General features: G+C 36.0%; 17 protein-coding genes. 14 read left to right on the top strand and 3 right to left on the bottom strand.

The features are described from left to right. Window positions 1–19: 19 nt before the first annotated feature. From MST30_RS03955 to tsaB, 13 genes are all read left to right on the top strand, one after another. A complete protein-coding gene (locus MST30_RS03955; protein WP_243473108.1) occupies window positions 20–1021 on the top strand; it encodes a cytochrome c oxidase subunit 3 in 1002 nt (333 codons plus the stop codon). A 21-nt stretch (window positions 1022–1042) separates the two neighbouring features. After that, window positions 1043–1489, top strand: coding sequence for a cytochrome C oxidase subunit IV family protein (locus MST30_RS03950; protein WP_243473107.1), 447 nt, complete (start codon window positions 1043–1045; stop codon window positions 1487–1489). Window positions 1490–1557: 68 nt separating this feature from the next. Next, window positions 1558–2256 carry a hypothetical protein gene (locus MST30_RS03945; RefSeq protein ID WP_243473106.1) on the top strand — a complete coding sequence of 233 codons (699 nt, stop codon included), beginning with the start codon at window positions 1558–1560 and terminating at the stop codon, window positions 2254–2256. 4 nt (window positions 2257–2260) lie between these two features. After that, window positions 2261–3010 carry an SCO family protein gene (locus tag MST30_RS03940; protein ID WP_243473105.1) on the top strand — a complete coding sequence of 250 codons (750 nt, stop codon included), beginning with the start codon at window positions 2261–2263 and terminating at the stop codon, window positions 3008–3010. A 1-nt stretch (window position 3011) separates the two neighbouring features. Further along, window positions 3012–3557, top strand: a complete 546-nt coding sequence (locus MST30_RS03935) for a DUF420 domain-containing protein (protein ID WP_243473104.1) — start codon at window positions 3012–3014, stop codon at window positions 3555–3557. A gap of 2 nt (window positions 3558–3559) precedes the next feature. Beyond that, on the top strand, window positions 3560–3793 hold the full coding sequence (locus tag MST30_RS03930) for a CAMCR motif-containing small membrane protein (protein WP_243473103.1): 234 nt from the start codon (window positions 3560–3562) through the stop codon (window positions 3791–3793). 121 nt (window positions 3794–3914) lie between these two features. Then, a complete protein-coding gene (locus MST30_RS03925) occupies window positions 3915–4616 on the top strand; it encodes an ABC transporter ATP-binding protein (RefSeq protein WP_243473102.1) in 702 nt (233 codons plus the stop codon). Continuing rightward, the gene (locus tag MST30_RS03920) at window positions 4609–5853 is read left to right on the top strand and encodes an ABC transporter permease (RefSeq protein ID WP_243473101.1); all 1245 of its coding nucleotides are present in this window, start codon (window positions 4609–4611) and stop codon (window positions 5851–5853) included. The genes MST30_RS03925 and MST30_RS03920 overlap by 8 nt, the downstream gene beginning before the upstream one ends. 1 nt (window position 5854) lies before the next feature. After that, window positions 5855–7114, top strand: a complete 1260-nt coding sequence (locus MST30_RS03915) for an ABC transporter permease (protein WP_243473100.1) — start codon at window positions 5855–5857, stop codon at window positions 7112–7114. Between the two features lie 44 nt (window positions 7115–7158). Next, a complete protein-coding gene (locus MST30_RS03910; RefSeq protein WP_243473099.1) occupies window positions 7159–8319 on the top strand; it encodes an efflux RND transporter periplasmic adaptor subunit in 1161 nt (386 codons plus the stop codon). 137 nt (window positions 8320–8456) lie between these two features. Beyond that, entirely contained in the window at window positions 8457–9785 is a 1329-nt protein-coding gene (locus MST30_RS03905; protein WP_243473098.1) for a TolC family protein, read from the top strand. 7 nt (window positions 9786–9792) lie between these two features. Beyond that, window positions 9793–11100 (top strand): efflux RND transporter periplasmic adaptor subunit, encoded by a 1308-nt coding sequence (locus MST30_RS03900; protein WP_243473097.1) that lies wholly within the window; start codon window positions 9793–9795, stop codon window positions 11098–11100. Between the two features lie 17 nt (window positions 11101–11117). Next, the gene (tsaB, locus tag MST30_RS03895; protein WP_243473096.1) at window positions 11118–11789 is read left to right on the top strand and encodes a tRNA (adenosine(37)-N6)-threonylcarbamoyltransferase complex dimerization subunit type 1 TsaB; all 672 of its coding nucleotides are present in this window, start codon (window positions 11118–11120) and stop codon (window positions 11787–11789) included. On the opposite strand, the gene MST30_RS03890 is transcribed toward tsaB, so the two are convergent. From MST30_RS03890 to MST30_RS03880, 3 genes are all read right to left on the bottom strand, one after another. Next, window positions 11786–12598 (bottom strand): mechanosensitive ion channel family protein, encoded by an 813-nt coding sequence (locus MST30_RS03890; protein WP_243473095.1) that lies wholly within the window; start codon window positions 12596–12598, stop codon window positions 11786–11788. The genes tsaB and MST30_RS03890 overlap by 4 nt on opposite strands. Window positions 12599–12667: 69 nt before the next feature. Further along, window positions 12668–12868, bottom strand: coding sequence for a dodecin family protein (locus MST30_RS03885; protein WP_138432236.1), 201 nt, complete (start codon window positions 12866–12868; stop codon window positions 12668–12670). 74 nt (window positions 12869–12942) lie between these two features. Next, entirely contained in the window at window positions 12943–13845 is a 903-nt protein-coding gene (locus MST30_RS03880; protein WP_243473094.1) for a NifU family protein, read from the bottom strand. Between the two features lie 185 nt (window positions 13846–14030). On the opposite strand from MST30_RS03880, the gene MST30_RS03875 reads away from it, so the two are divergent. Further along, window positions 14031–20861, top strand: coding sequence for an FIDD domain-containing protein (locus MST30_RS03875; RefSeq protein ID WP_243473093.1), 6831 nt, complete (start codon window positions 14031–14033; stop codon window positions 20859–20861). Window positions 20862–20869: the final 8 nt, after the last annotated feature.

Raw genomic sequence — 20869 nt, 5'->3', positions numbered from 1 at the left:
TAAAATTTAATTAATTTCTATGGATTCTACAGTAGCAAGTACTGGCACAGAAGGAAAAACTTGGGAAGGAGGAAATAAACCTCTAAAAGCAAGTTATGGTAAGATGATGATGTGGTTCTTTATCGTTTCTGATGCATTAACATTTTCAGGTTTCTTAGCAGCTTATGGCTTTTCTAGATTTAAGTTTATCAAAGAATGGCCAATTGCAGATGAGGTTTTTACACACGTTCCTTTCTTACACGGACAAGAATTACCAATGATTTACGTTGCCTTTATGACGTTTATCCTTATTATGTCTTCTGTAACTATGGTATTAGCCGTAGATGCAGGTCATCATATGAATAAAGCCAAGGTAACATTATACATGTTCCTAACCATAATAGGTGGTTTAATATTCGTTGGGTCTCAGGCTTGGGAATGGGCAACTTTTATTCAAGGAGATTATGGTGCAGTACAAACCAATGGTGGTAATATTCTACAATTTGGTGAGTATGTAACTGTAGATGGAAAAGAAAAGTTCAAAAGAATTTCTATTGATGAGTTTGCTGTTGCAGAAGCAGGAGCAAGAGCACAACACGAGCGTAAAAATGGCTTGTGGTTTGTTACTGAAGAATCACTACCTCCTTATTCAGTAAATGAAATTTATAACGGTCTTGCTGCAAATGAAAATATTTTAGTAAGAACGCAGTTGATAAATGATGAAGGCGAAAAAACAGTGCTTTCTAGAGAAGAGTCTCTTAAGCAAATTAAAGAAAACGGAAAATTAGTAGTAAAAGGTGCAAACCTAAAGGTAAATGAATATGGTACGTCGCTTTTCGCAGACTTTTTCTTCTTCATTACAGGTTTTCACGGATTCCACGTTTTTTCAGGTGTGGTAATCAATATCATTATTTTCTTTAATGTGGTTTTAGGAACTTACGAAAGAAGAGGAAGCTACGAAATGGTAGAAAAAGTAGGTCTTTATTGGCACTTTGTCGATTTAGTTTGGGTATTTGTATTCACATTCTTCTACTTAGTTTAAAACAGAATTAGATAATAAATTATGGCACACGAACATAAATTAGAAATATTTAGAGGACGTTGGAAATTTAAATCTAACACACAAAAAATTTGGGGTGTATTAGCATTCTTAACATTTGTAACTGCTATAGAAGTTATTCTTGGTATATACAAACCAGAATTTTTAATGCATACTTGGATTAGTCCATTAGAAGGTGGTTTTTTTGCTACTATTGGTAATATTATTTTATCACCACTTGTTTTTATTAAGCCTTTAAACTTAATATTTATCCTTCTTACCATTGTAAAAGCTTATTATATTACATGGGACTTCATGCACATGAGAGATGAAGTTAAAGCACTAAGACGTATGGTAGTGTGGACTGCTGTTTTCTTAATCTGCTATTTAATATTCATCTTACTTCAAGAAGGTGGTTATGTGTTTGGTGTATATAATGCAGATGACGCTTTAATTACAAGAGATTTTTAAACTCAAAATATTGAGTTAAATGATATTAAAAGGTGGTTTTTCTAAACCACCTTTTTTATTTTTGCATTATGAATTTAAGCAGTAGAAAACGCAACATAGTTTTAAGTATTTTATTCTTTTTGCCTGTGGCATTTATACTTGTAATGTTGCTTTCTAAGGATAATTATAATCCTTTAGATATAGTTAAAGAAGGTGTTTTAGAGTTACCTGCTAATAAAGATAATATTCAGCTAAAAGATCATATCACAATTCTTTCGTTTTTAGGTAAGAAGCCTATGGAAAATTCCACAACGGCTTTCAACCTTAAAGAGTTGGTGTATGACAAGAGTAAGGGATTCAAAACGTTTCAAGTAGCAGTGTTGTTACCGCATAGTGCAAAACCTGAGGCAGAAGCACTGCTTAAGGAAATTAGATCTTATGAAAATTTACGATTTTGGCACTTGGTATATATGGATGAGTCCGATATTGAAAGAATATATAATAGTTTAAAACCTGAGGTAAAGTTAGATGATAACCTTGCTACAAGTATGGTTTTTATAATTGATAGAGATTTAAACCAACGAGGAAGACTAGACGACAGAACAGAAAAGGAGATTGAATCGAATAAACCCATTTATAGCCTATACAGCTATGACTGTGTAGAAGTAGCAGAGTTAAAAAACAAAATGGCAGCAGAAGATATGCGTGTGCTGTTTAAAGAATACCGAGATAAACGTAAGGGTAATTTTGACGATTCTAGCCAAAGAAGAAGTAAAGATTTAAAATAAAATAATGAGTAAAAAAGCCAATTATTCATACGTAGGCATTGCATTTATCATTTTAGTTTTTGGTATCATTTTTATACCAAAGATTATAAATAGAATAACCAATGGCGATATTACTAGAGACGAAAGCCGAAGCGAAAATGTTTCTAACAATACAAAAGGAACAAAAAGTGATTTAGCTTATCTAACAATAGGTGACGAGCCAAAAAAGATTCCAGCGTTTAGTTTTACAGACCAAAATGGAAATACCATTACTAATGAAGATTATTTAGGTAAAGTGTATGTTATAGAATTTTTCTTTACAACATGCCCAACAATTTGTCCAATAATGAATCGTAACTTGGTAAATGTACAAGACCACTTTAAGGATTTTAAAGATTTTGGTGTAGCTTCATTTACTATAAATCCAGAAGTTGATACTCCTGAAGTATTAAAAGCTTACTCAGAAACTTACGGAATAACAAATCCCAATTGGCATTTAATGACAGGCAATGAAGAAGCTATTTATAAATTGGCTAACGAAGGCTTTAATTTATATACAGCAAAAGACGAAACTGTTGAAGGAGGTTTTGAGCACTCTGGTAATTTTGCTTTAATAGATAAAGAAGGTTATATACGCTCTAGAAGAGATAATTTCGGAAATCCGTTGATATTTTATAACGGTTTAATTTCTGAATCTGAGGGAGTTGATGATGATGGAATTCCTCAGGAGATAACAATTTTAAAAGAAGATATTGCTAAACTATTGAAAGAATAATATGAGTACTGTTGATTTAGAAAAAGAAAAGAAATATAACAAATGGATTGTTGTATTATCAGTAGTAATTCCTGTTGCTGTAGCAGCACTTTTTGGTATTAATCTTCGTAAGCTAGGTTTTAATGTAGAGCCATTAACAATGCTTCCTCCGATTTATGCAGGTATCAATGGTTTAACAGCATTAGTCTTGATTGTAGCGGTAATTGCAATCAAAAACAAAAACAGAAAATTACACGAAAACCTAATGAAATTTGCCATTGCATTATCTGTTATGTTTTTAGTAATGTATGTGGCATATCATATGACCAGCGATTCAACAGAATTTGGCGGTGAAGGCGCTATAAAATACATCTATTACTTCATTCTTATAACGCATATTTTACTATCTGTTGTTATTATTCCGTTTGTATTGATAACGTATGTAAGAGCCATAACAAATAATATAGAACGCCATAAGAAAATAGCTAAAATTACGTTTCCATTATGGCTTTATGTTGCTGTAACAGGTGTTGTGGTATATTTTATGATTTCTCCTTATTATATTTAAAAATGAAACAAAAAGCCGTCTTTTTAATGTTTTCGTTGTTCTTTTTTTTAAAGACAAATGCGCAATGTGCTATGTGTAGGGCAGTATTAGAAAGTGGTGATGATCAATCTGCTGCAGAAGGGATTAATGATGGTATTATGTTTTTAATGGCTGTGCCCTACATTCTAGTGGCTGTTATAGGCTTTTTTGTGTATAAGACGTTTAATAATTCTAAAAAGTCTAAAAAAACAGATTAAGAGTTGTAACAATTCTTTGTTTTTATAGTCTAAACCATAAGGTATATAGTTAAGTCTTAACAATTTGTTGGCACAAAAACCTTCTAGATTTTCTTAAACTTGTACGAGTTAACCAGCAGCTATGATTCAGATCAAAGATTTACATAAGTCTTACCACATGGGAAGCAATTCGCTTCATGTTTTAAAAGGAATTAATTTTAATGTAAAAGAAGGAGAACTTGTCTCAATTATGGGTTCTTCAGGGTCAGGCAAGTCCACTTTACTGAATATTTTGGGCATGTTAGACGAAGCAGATTCTGGCCAATACATTCTAGACGGTGTTCCTATCAAAAATCTCAACGAAAAAATAGCAGCAAAATATAGAAATGAGTTTTTAGGATTTATTTTTCAATCCTTTAATCTTATTAACTATAAGAGTGCTTTAGATAACGTTTCTATGCCACTTTATTACAAAGGTATAAAGCGAAAAGAACGCACAGATAAAGCAATGCACTATCTTGAAAAGGTGGGTTTAGCAGAATGGTCTCACCACTTGCCGAGTGAGTTGTCTGGTGGACAAAAACAGAGAGTTGCAATAGCTAGAGCATTAGCAAGTGACCCTAAAGTGTTACTAGCAGATGAGCCTACAGGAGCTTTAGATACAAAAACATCATATGAAGTTATGGAGCTTATTCAAGGTATTAATGATGAAGGCAAAACAATCCTCATTGTTACTCACGAAGATGATATAGCCCACATGACAAAACGTATCGTTAATCTTAGGGATGGTGTAATTATAGACGATAGTATAGTAGAACAAGTAAGAGCATCAGCAAATGTTTGATTTAGAACGTTGGCAAGAAATATTCGAAACGCTACGAAAAAACAAACTTCGTACATTCTTAACTGGGCTCTCAGTAGCATCAGGAATATTCATTTTGGTTATTCTTTTGGGCTTTAGTAAAGGAATTGAAAATGGAGTAAAATCGCAATTTGAACAAGATGCTACCAATAGGATTTCTGTTTGGACAGGAGTAACGACTAAAGGATACAAAGGGCTTAATCCTGGTAGATATGTCCAGCTTAAGAATTCAAGCTTCGAATCTGTAGAAAGAAAATACGACGACTATTTTGAATATAGAAGTAAGGATTATATGATTTGGGGTGGTACGGTTACCTATAAAAATGAATCTGGAAATTATAGAGTTAGAGGTACTTTACCCGATAATCAGTTCATTGAAAATGCAGATATAGGTTATGGACGCTTCGTTAGTCAATTAGACTTAGATGATAAAAAGAAAGTAGCTGTTATCGGAAATAAAATGAAAAAGGATTTATTTAAAGAAGAAGATCCTATTGATAAAAACATTCAAATTTTTGGAGTTAATTTTAAAGTTGTCGGTGTTTTTTATGATCCAGGTGGTGATAGAGAAGAAAGTCAGGTTTATATACCAGTAACAACTGCCCAACAAGTTTTTAATGCTGGTGATAATATCAGAAATATGTCATTTACTGTAAAGATGGCAAATAATTTTGATGAGGCTGTAGCTCAGTCTAATGCAATTGCTCAGGGTATTGAAGCTCAAATAAAAGAACTTCACACCGTTGCACCTGATGATCAGAGTGCGGTACGTGTAAATAATACCTTAGAAGAAGCTCAAAAGATATATTCTCTAATAGCAACCATACAAGCTGTATTTTGGTTTGTTGGTATAGGAACTATCATAGCAGGTATAGTTGGTGTAGGAAACATCATGCTTATAATTGTAAAAGAGCGAACAAAAGAGATTGGTATAAGAAAGGCTTTAGGTGCTTTGCCGATGTCTATTGTAAGTATGATTCTACAAGAGGCGGTTTTTGTTACTATTTTTGCTGGCTTATTCGGATTGATTTTTGGGTTGGGCTTATTAGAATTGGTAGGCCCACAAATAGATAGTGATTTTATTAAATATCCGCAGGTAGATTTCAATATAGCATTAACAACCGTGTTTATATTAGTAATTGCAGGAGCTTTTGCTGGTTTTATACCAGCTTATAGAGCTGCAAAAATTAAACCAATTATTGCATTAAGAGACGAATAATATGTTTAACAGAGATCGTTGGAACGAAATATTAGAAGCACTAAATGCAAATAAGTTTAGAACTATTTTAACTGCATTTGGAGTGTTTTGGGGAATTACAATATTGGTATTGCTTTTGGCCTTAACTAATGGGTTAAAAAATGGTGTAACTGCTGATTTTGGTAATTTTGCAACAAACTCTATGTTTATGTGGACTCAGGGGACTTCTAAACCTTACAAAGGACTTCCTAAAGGGCGCTATTTTAATTACAAGTTAGACGACGTTGAAGCTATAAAATCAGAAATCCCTAATCTTAAATATGTCTCACCTAGAAACCAATTGGGAGGATTTAGAGGTGCAAATAATGTCATTAGAGGTACAAAAACAGGTGCTTTTGAAATTTATGGAGACTATCCTGAGTATATAAAGCAACAACCTATGGATATTCTTCAAGGTCGTTTTATCAGTTACTCAGATATTCAAACAAAGCGAAAAATTTGTGTCATAGGTACAGGTGTTGTTAAAGGGTTGTATGACAAGGATGAAGATGTTCTTGGTACATACATTAAAATAAACGGTGTTAATTTTAAGGTTGTTGGTACATTTAAAATGAGCAATAGTCAAGGAGATGATGAACAAGATGCCAGTACTATTTATATTCCATTTACAACATTTGCTCAGGCTTTTAATAGAGGTGAGAATGTTGGTTGGATGGCTATAACTGCGGTAGATGATGTGCCTATAACTTCAATTAAGCAGCAGGTTTTTGATTTAATGAAATTTAGACACAAAGTAGATCCTACAGACGAAAGAGCTATTGGTCATTTTGATTTATCCGAGCAATTCGGAAGAATAAGCGGTCTATTTTCAATATTAACAATAGTAGGATATTTTGTTGGAGCATTAGTTTTAATGTCTGGTATCATTGGTATTAATAATATCATGCTTATTGTTGTTAAAGAGCGAACAAAAGAGATTGGGGTAAGGCGTGCTTTAGGTGCAACACCATGGATGATTAAAGGACAGATTCTTCAAGAAAGTTTAGTACTCACAATTTTATCTGGAATGTTAGGAGTATCCTTTGCAGCCCTAGTCATATGGGTGTTAAATTACATATTAGATCAAGCAGGAGATGTAGAAAATTTCGCAAATCCAAGTGTTGGTATGCAGGTTGTGTTTACTGCACTATTTATATTGGTGGTTTCTGGTCTTTTGGCAGGGTTAATTCCCGCTAATAGAGCAACTAAAATGAAGCCAGTTGATGCCCTTAGAATAGAATAAAATAAAAGATGTTTATCGATAAATAAATTATATATCAATCAGAGATGAAAAGAACAACAACAGTCATCGTATTAATTTTAATAGTAGTAGTATTTGGAGCTTCACTTTTTTATTTGTGGCAAAAAAATCAAGAAGATCCAATTACGTATACTTCAGAAAGTCCGGTTGAACAAACCATTGTGGTTAAAACTGTAGCTACAGGTAGCATAGTCCCAAAAGAAGAAGTATTAATAAAACCAAATATATCTGGTGTAGTAGATGAGGTTTTTGTTGAAGCTGGAGAATACGTAAAGCAAGGAGATTTAATAGCTCAGATAAGAGTAATACCTAACGTGTCAAATTTAACAAGTGCTAAAAATAGTATTTCGTCTAATCAAACATCTTTACAAACCGCTGAAATAAATTTTAAAACGCAAAAAGCAATTTACGATCGCCAAAAAGCATTATTTGATAAAGGTGTTATTTCTGCTAATGATTTTGATCAGGTAAATAACACATATTTGCAAGCTAAACAACAAGTAGAGCAGGCGAGGATAAATGTAACTCAGGCTCGCCAAAATTACGATATTATAAAAACAGGAACCACATCAGGTTTGGGTAATATAGCACAAACACAAGTTAGAGCAACGGTTTCAGGAATGGTTTTAGATGTTCCTGTAAAAGCAGGAAATCAAGTTATTGAAGCTAATAATTTTAATGAAGGAACATCAATAGCCTCATTGGCTGATGTTACCAAAATGATTTTTGAGGGTAAAGTAGATGAAAGTGAAGTAGGAAAAATTAAAGAAGGATTACCTTTAGAAATTACTGTTGGTGCTATTGAAGACGATAAATTTGATGCGGTCTTAGACTATATCGCACCTAAAGGTGTAGAAGAAAATGGTGCCATTCAATTTGAAATTAAAGGTAGTCTTAAGACTGTTGATTCTACATTTATAAGAGCAGGTTTAAGTGCTAACGCTTCTATTATTTTAGACAAAGCCGAAAATGTATTAGCTATTAAAGAGGCTTTAGTGCAATATGATGAAAAGACTAAAGCACCTTTTGTAGAGGTTGAAGTAGGAGACCAAAAATTTGAAAGAAAAGAGGTCGAGTTAGGTATAAGCGACGGTATTTTTGTTGAAGTGAAAAGCGGAATAACTAAAAGTGATAAGATAAAAGTTTGGAATCAAGTACAAGGTGTTCCAAAGTATGCACAACAATAATTTTAACATTTTGTGTAACACTTTATAATTTATATAGACATATAGGCATTGTGAAATGAGTCAAGATAAATTTCAATATATTTTAGAAGATTTAATGGCAAATTCCATCTGTCTATCAAAAAATCAATAAACAACAGATGAAAAAATCAATCATAGTAATACTACTTCTTTTTGTAGCTCTAGGTCAGGCACAGGATAAAAAGTGGACACTCTTAGAATGTGTTAATTATGCATTAGAGAATAATATCTCTATTAAACAAAGCGAATTAGATTTAGAATTGGCAAATATTGCAAAAAAAGATGCCATAGGTAATTTTTTACCATCTTTAAATGCATCTGCTTCACAAAATTGGAATATAGGATTGAGTCAAGATCCTGTTACATTTAATGCGGTTAATTCTACTGCTAAAAATTTATCAGGAGGTTTAAGGTCTAGTGTAGATATTTTTAGAGGTCTTCAAAATATTAATACTTTACGTCGCGCTAAAATAAATCAATTAGCCTCTCAATATCAACTAGATAAAATGAGAGATGATACGTCTATGTTTGTAGCTAATGCTTTTCTCCAAATATTAGCTAATAGAGAACAATTAAAAGTAGTACAAGGACAAAATAAAGTTACTAAAGAAAATATTAAGAACACGCAAGAGTTGGTTGATGCAGGCGTTTTACCCCAAGGAGATTTGTTAGAGATAAAAGCAACGGACGCTACTCAATTGCAACAAATAATTAATGCTGAGAATGCATTGTTTTTGTCAAAATTGAGTCTTGCTCAATTATTACAAATAAAAGATTACACCTCTTTTGATATAGTTGATGTAGATTATGGATTAGTTTCTGAAGATGTTTTAACAAAATCAGCTCAAGAAATTTTTGAAAAGGCAAAAGAGGAGTTAAACGATGTTAAATTGGTAAAAACAAATGCTGAAATTGCAGAGTTTGATGTTAAAATTTCCAGAGGAGCTTTACTGCCTTCTTTGACAGGTTCTTATAGTTTTAGTTCAAATTATTTTACTTCAGATTTGTTTGATACACCAGACTTTGAAACTCAGATTACAGATAATAAGTCACATAATTTCAGCTTAAGTCTCAATATTCCTATTTTCAACGGTTTTTCAACTAAGAATAATGTTAATAGAAATAAGGTTAATCTAGAACGTGCAAAATTTCAACTAGAACAAACAGAGCTAGACTTAGAATCTACAGTATATCAAGCTTATAATGATGCTAAAAACTCCAAGAAATCTTATGAAGCTGCTTTAAAAACTGAAGAAGCACGTCGCTTGGCTTTTGAATATGCTAAAGAGCGTTATGATGTTGGCTTATCTAATTCTTTCGATTTCAACCAATCGAGAACAGCCTACGAAAATGCGCAATCAGACGTGGTAAGAACAAAATATGATTATATTTTTAGACTTAAAATATTAGAATTCTATTTTGGACTTCCAATAACCGACTTAAATTAATTTAGAAATGAGTAAAACTGTAAAAATCATCATTGGTGTAGTTGTTTTGTTACTTGTACTCCTTGTAGCAGGAAAATCAATGGGATGGTTTGGTAAAAAAGGAAACTTCAAGGAAGTTATAGTAAAAGAAGTTACTCTAAAAGATATCGTAGAGACCGTTTCTGCAACTGGTAAAATTCAGCCAGAAGTAGAAGTAAAAATTTCATCCGAAGTATCTGGCGAAATTTTAGAGTTACCTTTTAAGGAAGGTCAAGAAGTTAAAAAAGGAGATTTGTTGGTAAGGGTTAACCCAGATTTAATTCAATCTGCTGTAAACCGTTCTCAAGCATCTTATCAAAATGTAAGAGCAGGATTAGAACAAGCTGAGGCAAATCTTAAACAAGCCAAAGCAGATTACGAAAGAAGCAAGGCGCTTTTTGATAAAGGTGTAATTTCAAAAGCCGATTGGGACAAATCTATTGCTGCATATGAAACCGCAGTAGCCGGAAAGAATTCTGCATATTATAATGTGCAAAGTGCGGCAGCAACAGTAAATGAAGCAAAAGACAACCTAAATAGAACAACAATCTACGCGCCAATGAGCGGTACAATTTCTATGTTAAATGTAGAAGAAGGTGAGCGTGTTGTTGGGACACAACAAATGGCAGGTACAGAGATTTTGCGTGTTGCAAACCTTAATAATATGGAAGTTGAGGTAGATGTTAACGAAAATGACATTGTTAAGGTAAGTATTGGAGATTCTACAATTGTTGAGGTAGATGCTTATTTAAAGAAAGAGTTTAAAGGGGTTGTTACCGAAATTGCTAATTCTGCAGAAGGAAACCTAACAGCAGATCAAGTAACTAATTTTAAAGTAAAGGTTAGAATCTTAGAAGAATCTTATAAAGATTTAACAGAAGGTAAACCAGAAACCTACTCTCCGTTTAGACCTGGTATGACTGCTACAGTAGATATCATTACTAAAACAAGAAAAGATGTTGTTGCCGTGCCAATCAGTGCTATTGTTATTAAGACCGATACAACGTCTACAAAAAAACCTTATGAAATAAAAGAAGATTTTGAAGATGAAGAAACACAAAAGGAGGAAGAGAAGTTTGAGTGTGTGTTTGTAGATGATAACGGTAAAGCCAAACTAAGAGTTGTAAAAACAGGTATTCAAGATGATTCTAATATCGAAATTACATCAGGATTGTCAAAAGATGATAAGATAATAACAGGTCCGTATAACATGGTTTCAAAAACATTAAAACCAGGAGACCTTATTGAGCAAAAGAACAAAAAAGAAGAAACCTCTGAAGATAAAAAAGAGGAATAAAACTTAAAACGTATTTAATGGCCTTAGTGCTAAATATAGAAACAGCCACAACAAATTGTTCAGTCTCTCTGTCTAAAGATGGAGAGACTTTAGTTTTAAAGGAAGACAATAGTGCTGGGTATTCTCATGCAGAAACCTTGCATGTGTTTATTAAAGATGTCTTTGAAGCTGCAAATATTAATACCTCAGACATTGATGCTGTAGCAGTAAGTAAAGGCCCTGGTTCATATACAGGTTTGCGTATTGGTGTGTCTTCGGCTAAAGGGTTGTGTTATGCCTTAAACAAACCGCTAATTTCGGTTTCTACTTTAGAAAGTCTCTCACATCAAGTAAAAGTTGAAGAAGGTATAATTATACCAATGCTAGATGCACGTCGTATGGAAGTGTATTCGGCTATTTTTAATCACAACCATGAGTTGATTAGAGAAATTAAAGCCGAAGTCTTAACGGAAGATAGCTATGCCGATTTATTGAAAGAACATAAAGTCTATTTTATAGGAAATGGTGTAACCAAAACACAACAACTTATTCAACACCCAAATGCTGTTTTTATTGAAGGTAAATTACCATCTGCAAATGAAATGGGATCTATTTCTGATATGAAACATGAAAAAAGCGACATCGAAGATGTCGCCTATTTTGAACCCTATTATTTAAAGGATTTTGTTGCTATAAAAAAGAAGGCTTAGCCTTGCTTTTGTATTTCTACAGAGTGAGGGTATGGTATTTCTATACCTGCAGCGTCTAACGCTTCTTTTGTGTTTTCTGTAACTTCAAAGTAAACATCCCAGTAATGTTCTGCTTTACACCATGGTCTTACAGCAAAATTAACAGAACTGTCTGCCAACTCTAATACGGTAACTGTTGGTGCAGGTTCATTTAATACTTTAGGATTTGATGTTAGCACATTCATTAAAACCTCTTTGGTTTGCTTTATGTCAGCATCATAGCTTACTCCAAAAACTAAATCTACACGTCTTGTTCCTTCTGTAGTGAAATTAATAATATTACCATTAGAAAGTGCACCATTAGGAATAATAATCTCTCTATTAGAAAGTCCTGTTAATTTGGTAGTGAAAATTTCAATCTCTTTTACAACTCCAATTTCACCTTGAGCTTCAATGAGGTCTCCAATTTTAAAAGGTTTAAAAGTCATGATTAAAACACCTCCTGCAAAATTCCCGAGAGATCCTTGTAAAGCCATACCAACAGCCAAACCAGCAGCAGCTAAAATTGCAGCAAATGACGTGGTTTCTACGCCAACAGTGCCAAGAACAACAAGAATTAATACAATTTTAAAAATCCAGCTGAGTAGGTTAAGTAAGAACTTTTTTAAGCTATCATCATAATTTGCTTTGGTCATAGCTTTTTTAATGCCTTTCATCAGCATTTTAATAATCCAGCTACCAATAATCCATATTAAAATAGCGGCTAAAATTTTTGGTGCAAACTCAACAATTAAGTCATAACCTTTATCTATCCATTTTTGTGTCTCCATGTTGATTAATTTTATTGAATAAAAAAACTCGGTAGTAAAACCGAGTAAATTTAAAATATTGTTTTACAATTATTTAACTTCAAATGTCAACTTTAAGTTAACTCTAAATTCTGTAACGTCGTCACCTTTTACAATAGCGCTTTGGTCTTGTACATATACAGAACGAATGTTCTTTACAGTTTTAGATGCTTCTTTTACTGCTTTTTTAGTTGCATCTTCCCAACTTTTATCTGAATTTGATAATACTTCAATTACTTTTAATACTGCCATAATATATTGTCTTTATTTGGTTATACTTTTTAGAAACGATTTCATCTAAAAAGTCACTTAAAGTTAAGCATTTTTTAACCATTAATAGCATTTACAGTAATAGAAGTGTCGTTTAGCATATCTCTAAGCATGTTTTCAATACCGTTCTTTAGAGTAAAAGTAGATGAAGGACAACCACTACATGCACCTTGCAATAAAACTTCAACTTTTTTTGTTTCTTCATCGTAAGATCTAAACTCTATATTTCCACCATCGCTAGCTACTGCTGGTTTAACGTATTCTTCAAGAATATTTACAATGTTTTTAGAGGTGTCGTCTAGGGCTTCAAATTTTTGCTCTATAGCTTCTTCTGTCTTATTGAGTTGTTTAGGTGCGTCGTCATTTAAAATGGTTTTACCTTCTTCAACATAAGATTTTATAAATTCTCTAAGTTGCAAGGTGATTTCTTCCCACTCAATAATGTCAAACTTTGTAATGGAAATAAAGTTTTTTTCCATAAACACATTTTTCACAAACGGAAACTGAAACAAAGCGGTTGCTAATGGAGAAGGTTTTGCTTCTTCAATAGTGGTGAATTCGTAAACATTTGGAACCAAAACCTTGTTGCATACAAATTTTAGTACGCTTGGGTTAGGAGTGCTTTCTGCGTAAACTGTAACTGCGGCTTTGGGTTTTATGGCATCTTCGGTAACTATTATTCCGTCGTTAGAAAGGTAGTCTTCTATTTGTTCAGCCACTTCATCCTGCACATCGGCCCATGCTACAATATTGTAGCGTTCAATAGCAACAAAGTTTGATGCTATGTATACTTTTTTAACAAAAGGCAAGTAGAATAATTGTTGGGCTAAAGGGGAATCTTTAGCGTCATCTATATTGTTAAATTCAAAACTATTATGATTTGTTAAAAATCTATCAGCTTCGAATTTTAATATCGTCTCATTAGAGGTGGGAACTATTGTTATTTTTGTTTTAGGCATCTTTTTTTATGCAAAAATATGAAATATCAGCATGAAACGTTAATCCTATATATAATGTTTTGTGACTAATTTCTTAAGTCAATTCATTTAATTTGATTAAATTTCGTCCTCATTTATGAAAACACCTTTTGAGATGTTAATTTTATGTCTTTTTTAGCGTGTTTTTAAATGAATCCTGACTAACTATGAAAAAGATATTATTTGTAACTGCTCTGATAATCTCGGTCTTTGGATATTCCCAAGATATCTCGATGCAAGATGGAACGTTTACACGTTGTGAACCTGATAAGTTTTATGATTCAGGTGGTGAGTTTGGAAATTACGGAAATGATGAAAACTTCACAACCACAATTTGTCCTCCTAATGCTGATCAATTTATCATATTAGATTTTTTAGATTTCAATACACAGTTAAATGCTGATATTTTAACAATATACGATGGTGAAGATACAACAGCTCCTATAATAGGTAGTTATTCATCTATTGATTCTCCTGGCCTTGTAATGGCATCATCGGCTAATACTTCTGGTTGTTTAACAATCACATTTACGTCCAATGCTTCTGGTTCAGGATTGGGTTGGGAGGCAGATATTATTTGCGCAGTATCTTGTCAAACTATAACACCAGAAATTGTTAGTACTACGCCAGCAGAAACCTCTCCAAATGTTGTTGAGATTTTACCTGGTGAAACAGTAGATTTTGTTGGGGCTGCAGCCTTTTCGGTAGATGGTACAAACGCTACATATTCTTGGAATTTTGGTGATGGTAACTCTGCTACAGGAACGAATGTGTCTAATACCTATAATACTTCAGGTACATATGTAGTAACGCTAACAGTTCAAGATGATAATCCGGTAGGTTGTCAAGAAAGTGTAACATTTTTTGTAAACGTATTACAAGCTATTGTGTCTGTTAATAATGCAGCTTTCCCAGAGTCCACAATGTCTTTGCCAGAATTAATAGAGAATGTTTTGGTCTCTGGTGGATGTTCAGGTGTCGATAATTTTTCATTTCAGGTAAATGGAGCACCAGGTAACACAGGTACAAAAAGTTATGGGTATTTCACAAGAGGTGGAGCGGTTAACTTTCCATTCGAAGAAGGTATTATTATAACCTCTGGTGTAGCTGCTCAAGCAGGAAATACTATCAATCCTGTATTAGTCTCAAATAATAATGGTCAAGCTGGAGATGCAGATTTAGAAAATGCATTAGGTTTTGGTGCAGGAAGTACCAATGATGCTACATTCATAAAATTCAATTTTGTACCAACTGCAAATGAAATTAGTTTTAGGTATTTAATGGCTTCTGAAGAGTATGATGGATCAACAGAATGTAACTTTGCTGATGGGTTTGCATTTTTACTTCGTGAAGTTGGTACGACCGCTTATACTAATCTTGCGGTTTTACCAGATGGTACACCTGTTAATGTAACTAATATTAATAACTCTGGTACGTGTACCGATAATCCAGCCTATTTTGAAGGATATGATATTGGAGAAACTAATTACGGAGGAAGAACAGTAGTTCTCACGGCTTCTGCAACTGTAATACCCAATACAACATATGAGATAAAGCTTGTTGCTGCTGATGAAGGTGACTCTATTTGGGACTCTGCTATATTTTTAGAAGCAGGAAGTTTTAATTTAGGTGGTGAGCTAGGTGACGATATCACTATTGCAGCTGGTACTGCAGAATGTGGTGGTAATTCAATTACCTTAGATACTGAAGCTGCCACAGCAACACATACATGGTTTTTTAATGGAGTTGAAATTCCAGGTGAAACAGGTTCGACAATAGATGTTGATGAAGCAGGGACTTACTCTGTAGATGTTGTTTTTGCGCCTGGATGTGAGACTTCAGATAGCATTTTAGTAGAATTTAAACCAAGTCCTGTTGCTAATGCGGCAGTAGATTTGTCTATTTGTGATGCAGATGCCACGGCAGAATTTGATTTATCTGAAAATGATGACGATGTGCTAGGAAGTCAAGATCCAAATGATTTTATAATTACCTATCATCTTACAGAGCAAGAGGCTATTGATGGTGTTGGTGCTTTACCTACAAATTACACTAACATTTCTAATCCGCAAACTATATGGGTTCGTATAGCAGATGCTTCACAAGAGTGTTTCGATACTACTTCATTTCAGTTGTTATTTACGGATCTTACAATAGGAAATATGATTAGTCCATTACAAGTTTGTGATGGTGATGTAATTGATGGAATAGGAACATTCACTCTAACTGAAAGAGATACTGAGATTATAGGCACAAACGATCCAAATGATGTAAGTGTTACTTACCATTTAACGCAAGCAGATGCCGAGAATGATAACTCTCCTTTAGTATCTCCTTATAATAATGTAACACCAAACAACCAAACGATTTATGCGCGTCTAGAAAACAATATCAATAGTGAATGCTATGCAGTTACGACCTTAGTTTTAGAGGTCTTGGGCAATCCAGTTGCCAACATGCCTACGGCTTTGGAGGTCTGCGATGACGATTCTGATGGAGTGGCTGAGTTCAATTTGGGAGATAGTGAAGCGGAGGTTATCGGAGCCCAGACGGGAGTCGTAGTGACCTACCATTCCACACCAGAAGGTGCAGCAGACGGATCAGGAGTACTACCAACACTCTACATGAATACGGACCCATTCACGGAAGAAGTTTACGTGCGTATCGAGAACGCAGCAGGCTGTTATGATACCACAACGTTGCAACTAATCGTTAACCCATTGCCTACGGTTGTAGCAGTAAGCCCATATGAGCTTTGTGACGATGATAATCCAGGAGACGAGCAAGAGCAGTTCGACCTAACGGATAAGGAAGCGGAGATACTCAACGGACAGACGAACGTCACGGTGAGCTATTACGCGAGCCAAGCCGATGCAGATACGAACACAAACGCAATCACAGTCCCATATACCAACACGAGTAACCCACAAGAGATCATTGCAGTACTGACCAATACCAATACAGGCTGTAGTTCACAAGTTACATTTGATTTGGTAGTCAACCCATTACCAGCCTTGGTAGCTCCAACACCATTAGAGGTGTGTGACGACGGTACACCAGATGGTCTAACAGAGATCGACCTAAGTATAAAGAACATAGAGATTAGCGGCAACAACCCAGGTTATTCGGTAAGCTATTACCTGAACTTGGCCGATGCCCAAGCAGAGGCGAACCCATTAGCGATCCCATACACAAACATTAGCAATCCACAGACCATTTTTGTACGCGTAGAAGATACCACAACAGGCTGTTACGATACCACGACATTAGACTTGGTGGTAGAGCAGGCACCAGTTGCCAATGAGCCGACACCGTTGCGCTACTGCGACCCGGACAACGATGGTTTTGGTGTGTTTACCCTAACCGATGCCGATAACGAGATTACGGGAGGGATAGCAGGCCTAACGGTAACCTACCATGAAACTTTTGCCAATGCAGAAAATGGAGTAGATGCCGTAGATACGACAGTAGACTACAACAATATCGTAGTAGATACGCAGACCCTTTATGCACGCGTAGAGAGTGCAACGATTGCAACGGACTGTGCAACGATAGTAGAACTACAGCTTATCGTAGAGCCAACACCACAGATTATAGAGCCAACACCATTAGAGGAGTGTGACGATGCCTCGGCAGATGGGTTTGCAACCTTTGACTTAACAAGCAAAGCAGAAGAACTTCTTAACGGATTAGACCCAGCACAGTATGCGGTAAGCTATTATGAAACAGAAGATAATGCTAACCAGGCGAACAATCCAATAGCCAATCCAGCGGCTTATGCCAATACCACTGCCAATACCCAGATTATCTGGATACGTGTGGAAGACACCAATACAGTAGAAGGCTGTTATAAGGTCACAAGTTTGGAACTGATCGTTAACCCATTGCCAGTACTGGTACAACCAATGCCATTAGAGCTATGTGACGTCAACAATCCAGGAGATGAGCAAGAAGCCTTTACGCTGGAAAATGCCGAAGCAGAGATCTTGAACGGTCAGAACGGAATAACCTTAACGTACTACGAGACACAGATGGATGCTGACAATGCTACCAATCCAATCGTAAGTCCGTATGTCAACACGAGCAATGCCCAAACAATCTATGTAAGAGCCGAGAACGATGTAACAGGCTGTTACAGTACCATAACGGTAACCCTAAGGGTAGATCCGATTCCATCGCCAGAGCCAGATCCAGACCCAATCGAGGTCTGTGACGATGACAACGACGGTTTTGCCGAGTTCGATCTAGAGATTCGTACGGTAGAGATTACCAACGGAGAGCCAGACGTGGTTATTACCTACCATGAGACCCAAGAAGAAGCCGAACAAGGTATTAATGCCATAACAGGGCTGTACACCAATATTGTAGCAGACAACCAAATGATCTATGTACGTTCCGAGAATACGATTACAGGCTGTTACAGTCTAACGCAGAACACGTTGGAACTGATTGTGGTACCATCACCAGAAGTACCGACAAATCTAGATCCATTAGAGATCTGTGATGACAACAATGACGGGATAGCCCAGTTTGACCTGACCCAGCGCGATGCTGATATCTTAGGGACGCAAGCCCCAACAGAAGTAACACTAACCTACCATGTTACGGCAGCAGATGCAGAGACAGGGAATAATCCAATAATAAACGAGGGTAACTATACCAATACCATAAATCCACAGACCATCTATGTAAGGTTGTATAACTCGACTACAGGCTGTCAGGATACAGGAGAGTTTGAGATAATCGTACAGTTGCCACCAGAGCCAGTACAGCCAACACCATTAGAATTGTGTGATGATTTAGATGAAGTACCAGGAGATGAGATGACGGTATTCGATCTCACGGTAAAAGACACAGAGATCACAGGAGGCAACGCTAGTTGGGATGTAGATTACTATGAAACCAATGCTGATGCACAGGCACAGACGAATGTCATAGCCGACCCAACGCAGTACACCAATGCTTCGGTCAATGGTCTTCCAGCAAACCCACAGACCTTATATGTTGTGGTAACCGATACTGATACGGGCTGTGTAGCCTATACAACAATGACCATAAGAGTGTTGCCAAACCCAACACCAACACCAAGTGGCCAATTACCAGATTTAGAGCTGTGTGATGATACGAACACCGGAGATGGAGTAGAAGTTTTCGATTTAACAGAGAATGAAGTATTAATCTTAAACGGAGAAGCCGGAGTAACACCGACATACCACGAAACATCGGAAGATGCATACGCAGGTGAAAACGCCATTGCAGACCCAACACAATATACCAATGTAGACACACCAGCACAGGACATCTATGTAAGAGTAACCAATGACGTAACGGGCTGTTATGCGGTAGTTGATTTTACGATACACGTATACCCATTACCAGAAGTAGTGGCAGTAACGGACTTTATACAATGTGAACTGAACACGGACGGATTTGACAGCTTTGATCTAACAACTAAAGACGAAGAAGTCTTAAACGGACAAGATCCAACACGTTACATTGTGACCTATCATGAGACCTTGGCAGATGCAGAAGCAGAGATGAACGCCTTGGTAAGTCCATACACCAACATTAGCAACCCACAAGAAATCTACGTAACGATAACAGACAACGTAACAGGCTGTTCTATCAGTACACAGCGTTTTAACCTTCAGGTAGATGAAGCGGCACAGGCCAATCCGGATATGGTGGATATAATCTACGAGGAATGTGATGATAATGTAGAGACCGATGGAGACCCAAGTAATGACAGTACACAGTTTACCTTGTCTACACAAGATGAGTTTATATTGGATGGACAAGACCCAACAAATTATATTGTTACGTACTTCGCTACGGAAGACGATGCAAACTTAAACGTTAACCCGTTACCAGACCTATATGAGAATGTAGTAAACCCACAGGTTATCTATGCAAGAGTAGATAACAATACTTTAGCAGTTATACCAATCGCATTAGATCTAACTGCATTAACGGCAGGACTAGATTTAGATGCCAACGGTACGATAGATACCTATGATACGGATGCGGACGGAGTATTCGATTTAATAGACGTTGACGGAGATGGCTTATCAGATGGTATCGATGCCAATGCAGATGGTCTGTATGAGTTTGTAGATATAGATGGAGACGGAAACGGAGACCCAGTAGATTTAAACAATGACGGAGTATTCGATAACCAACAAGACGGATCTATCTGTTACGAAGTCGCAGCACTGACGCTTCAGGTAAACCCGAGACCATACTTTGATCTTGAGGACAGTTACATCCTTTGTGTGGATACCAATGGCACGGAAATTTTAGACCCATTGGTATTGGATACCGGATTATCGGACACGGATTACAGTTTTGAGTGGACCTTCAATGGTGAAGTCATCACTACAGAGACCAGTTCAAGTATGATGCCAACCCAAGGAGGAACCTATGGAGTGACGGTAACGGATATCACTACGTCAACAGTGACGAACTGTGAGACTTACGATGAAACAGTGGTGGTAGAAAGTGCGCCGCCAACTCTAATTGCTGAAGTGGTAACACAAGTTTTTGGCAATAGTAACGTTATAGAAGCACTGGCAACAGGAATCAGTGAGTATGAGTACAGTCTGGACGGAGGTCCATGGATGGATCCTTCAGAGGATGGCTCAATACAATTTACTGGAGTATCTCAGGGACTACATACGGTAACGGCAAGGGACAAGAACGGCTGTGGTATAGCGACACAAGAGGTGTTCGTGATCGATTATCCGAAGTACTTTACGCCAAATGGAGATGGCATACATGAAACATGGAACATAGAAGGTATTGGAGGTAATGCCAAAATTTATATATTTGACCGCTACGGGAAATTGCTCAAGCAGATCAGCCCGGAAGGTCAGGGATGGGATGGGACGTTCAACGGCAACAACATGCCATCGAGCGACTACTGGTTTACAGTAGAATACGAAGAACCCCTTACCAACCAAATAAAGGAGTTTAAAGCCCATTTTACTTTGAAACGATAAAAGAAATT

The organism is Winogradskyella sp. MH6 (genome assembly GCF_022810765.1).
Lineage (GTDB): Bacteria > Bacteroidota > Bacteroidia > Flavobacteriales > Flavobacteriaceae > Winogradskyella.
The sequence above is the reverse complement of the archived record's forward strand: the minus strand, read 5'-3'. Positions and strand labels throughout refer to the sequence as shown.

Excerpts from the sequence above, each read along its gene's own strand:
- MST30_RS03920 (WP_243473101.1), top strand. The coding sequence starts at position 4,609 with ATGTTTGATTTAGAACGTTGGCAAGAAATATTCGAAACGCTACGAAAA.
- MST30_RS03880 (WP_243473094.1), bottom strand. The coding sequence starts at position 13,845 with ATGCCTAAAACAAAAATAACAATAGTTCCCACCTCTAATGAGACGATA.
- MST30_RS03890 (WP_243473095.1), bottom strand. The coding sequence starts at position 12,598 with ATGGAGACACAAAAATGGATAGATAAAGGTTATGACTTAATTGTTGAG.
- MST30_RS03955 (WP_243473108.1), top strand. The coding sequence starts at position 20 with ATGGATTCTACAGTAGCAAGTACTGGCACAGAAGGAAAAACTTGGGAA.
- MST30_RS03885 (WP_138432236.1), bottom strand. The coding sequence starts at position 12,868 with ATGGCAGTATTAAAAGTAATTGAAGTATTATCAAATTCAGATAAAAGT.
- MST30_RS03935 (WP_243473104.1), top strand. The coding sequence starts at position 3,012 with ATGAGTACTGTTGATTTAGAAAAAGAAAAGAAATATAACAAATGGATT.
- MST30_RS03945 (WP_243473106.1), top strand. The coding sequence starts at position 1,558 with ATGAATTTAAGCAGTAGAAAACGCAACATAGTTTTAAGTATTTTATTC.
- MST30_RS03910 (WP_243473099.1), top strand. The coding sequence starts at position 7,159 with ATGAAAAGAACAACAACAGTCATCGTATTAATTTTAATAGTAGTAGTA.
- MST30_RS03940 (WP_243473105.1), top strand. The coding sequence starts at position 2,261 with ATGAGTAAAAAAGCCAATTATTCATACGTAGGCATTGCATTTATCATT.
- MST30_RS03900 (WP_243473097.1), top strand. The coding sequence starts at position 9,793 with ATGAGTAAAACTGTAAAAATCATCATTGGTGTAGTTGTTTTGTTACTT.
- MST30_RS03915 (WP_243473100.1), top strand. The coding sequence starts at position 5,855 with ATGTTTAACAGAGATCGTTGGAACGAAATATTAGAAGCACTAAATGCA.
- MST30_RS03925 (WP_243473102.1), top strand. The coding sequence starts at position 3,915 with ATGATTCAGATCAAAGATTTACATAAGTCTTACCACATGGGAAGCAAT.
- tsaB (WP_243473096.1), top strand. The coding sequence starts at position 11,118 with ATGGCCTTAGTGCTAAATATAGAAACAGCCACAACAAATTGTTCAGTC.
- MST30_RS03905 (WP_243473098.1), top strand. The coding sequence starts at position 8,457 with ATGAAAAAATCAATCATAGTAATACTACTTCTTTTTGTAGCTCTAGGT.
- MST30_RS03875 (WP_243473093.1), top strand. The coding sequence starts at position 14,031 with ATGAAAAAGATATTATTTGTAACTGCTCTGATAATCTCGGTCTTTGGA.
- MST30_RS03930 (WP_243473103.1), top strand. The coding sequence starts at position 3,560 with ATGAAACAAAAAGCCGTCTTTTTAATGTTTTCGTTGTTCTTTTTTTTA.
- MST30_RS03950 (WP_243473107.1), top strand. The coding sequence starts at position 1,043 with ATGGCACACGAACATAAATTAGAAATATTTAGAGGACGTTGGAAATTT.